A 2,192-nucleotide genomic window follows, 5' to 3' on the forward strand; every position below is an offset into this window, starting at 1 on the left:
GGTTGATGTCGGCGACCGAGGCGTGGTTGTCGAGCGGTCTGATGTCGCCGTCGAGCGGCAGGATGTTCTCGTTCGTCGCCATCGACTCTCTCCTGATCTCTTGTGGGGCCTGGTGGTTGTCGGGCCCGTTCGGCGATTCCCCCGTGGACCGCCGAACGGGTTGTCCTCCAGCCGGCCCGGGTGCCCCCCGACGCCCCGGGTCGATGCACTCATCCTGCCGCGCGGCGATAAACGAACGATGAACGCGGTCGTCCATCGAGCGGGGCTCCAGGTCAGCGGGTCAGGCGGCCAGTTCCGACGCCAGCAGGGCCTGTACCTCGGCCAGTTCCGCGGAACCCAGCTGCAGGAACACGGACTCCGCGTCCCGCCAGCACGCCCGTGCCCGGTCCGGCTGGCCGAGCCGCCGCAGCGCCTTCCCCAGGACCGTCAGCACCGTCGCCCGGCGCCACTCCCCGCCGATGCCGCGCAGCGCGATGGCCTGCTCGGCGTGCTTGGCGGCCAGGGTGGGCCGCTGGGCGGCCAGATGGGCCTCGGCGAGCCGGAAGTGGGTCACGCCCTCCCACAGCGGCTGGCGGTTGTCGCGGAACAGGGACAGGGCCTCGCCCAGCTGGTCGAGGGCCTCCGTGAGCCGGCCGGCCTGGGTGAGCGCGATGCCCAGCGCGTAGCGGCCGTTGGCCAGGCGCAGGGTCAGGCCCATCCGGTCGTATATCGCGATGCCCTGCTGGGCGAGGTCGATGGCGCTGGACATCCGGCCCAGGACCACGTGGATCCGGGAGAGGTTGCACAGGGCGCTGGCCTCGCCGATGAAGTTGCCGTCGGCCCGGAAGTTCTCGATGGCCTCCAGCAGGAACCGCTCTCCGTCGGCGTGCCGCTTCTGGTAGAGGGCGATGATCCCGCGGTCGTTGGGCGCCCAGCAGCTGGGCAGCGGGTCGCCGGCCAGGCGGGCCAGCTCCATGGCCTGGCGGGCCTGCTCGTCGGCCTCGGTGAACCGGCCCACGAAGAGGTGGACCATGGTCAGGGTGGTCCGCGCCCGGCCCTCGGTGCGCGGGTCCCGCGCGGCGCGCGCGGCCTCGCACACGGTCAGCGCGGCCGATTCGTACTGCTTGGAGTTGGCCCCGGACTCGGAGAGGTCCTTGGCCGCCCACAGCAGGTCCACGGCCCGGCGCAGCGCCTGCGGCCGCCCGGCGGACTGCCGTACGCAGGCCAGCAGCGGGTCGGCCTCGGCGAACAGCCAGTCCAGGGCGGCGCGGGGTTCGGTGAGGACGAGGCCGGGGTGGCGGGTCTCGGAGAGGTGGGCGGGCAGCCGGTCGCCGGGCCGTTCCAGGGCGTACACGCGGGAGGCGGTGGCGAGGTAGAAGTCGAGGAGCCGGTCGAGGGCGGCCTCGCGCCCGCCCTCGGGCTGCTCGTCGCGTTCGGCGCACGCACGCGCGTAGAGGCGTACGAGGTCGTGGAAGCGGTAGCGGCCGGGGGCGGCGGATTCCAGCAGGGAGCAGTCGACTAAGGCCTCCATGAGGTCCTCGGTGTCGTGCTCGGGCAGGTCGAGGACGGCGGCCGCGGCGGCCAGGGAGATGTCGGGGCCGTCGGCGAGGCCCAGGAGGCGGAAGGCGCGTTGCTGGGCGGGTTCCAGCTGGCCGTAGCCCAGCTCGAAGGTGGCCTTGACGGCGAGGTCGCCGGACTGGAGTTCGTCGAGGCGGCGGCGTTCGTCGGCGAGCTTGGCGGCCAGGACGGAGACGGTCCAGGTGCGGCGGGCGGCGAGCCGGGAGGCGGCGATGCGGATGGCGAGCGGCAGGAAGCCGCAGGCGCCGACGACGTCGAGGGCGGCCTGGCGTTCGGCGCCGACGCGTTCGGTGCCGACGATGCGGGTGAACAGCTGCAGGGCCTCCTCGGGGCTCATCACGTCGAGGTCGACGAGATGGGCGCCGGCGAGGCCCGACATCCGGACCCGGCTGGTGACGAGGGCGGCGCAGCCCGCGGTGCCCGGGAGCAGCGGGCGGACCTGGGCGGCGTCGCGGGCGTTGTCGAGGAGGACCAGGACGCGGCGGCCGTCGAGGGTGGAGCGGTAGAGGGCGGCCCGGTCGGCGGCGGAGTCGGGGATGGCGCTGTCGGGGGTGCCGAGGGCCCGCAGGAAGGAGCCGAGGACGGCCTCGGGGAGGGCGGGGCGGGGGTCGGTGCCCTGGAGGTCGACGTAGAGC

General features: G+C 74.1%; 1 protein-coding gene and 1 pseudogene. Both read right to left on the minus strand.

The window, feature by feature from the left end; translation table 11 throughout:
- Positions 1 to 256, minus strand: a 256-nt coding sequence (locus tag VR44_RS46585) for a hypothetical protein (protein ID WP_211275169.1), incomplete at its 3' end; no start/stop codon positions are given.
- A 24-nt stretch (positions 257 to 280) separates the two neighbouring features.
- A pseudogene (locus VR44_RS32830) lies at positions 281 to 2,192 on the minus strand (AfsR family transcriptional regulator); the annotation flags it as partial.

Source organism: Streptomyces katrae (genome assembly GCF_000966975.1).
In the GTDB taxonomy this organism is placed as follows: domain Bacteria; phylum Actinomycetota; class Actinomycetes; order Streptomycetales; family Streptomycetaceae; genus Streptomyces; species Streptomyces katrae.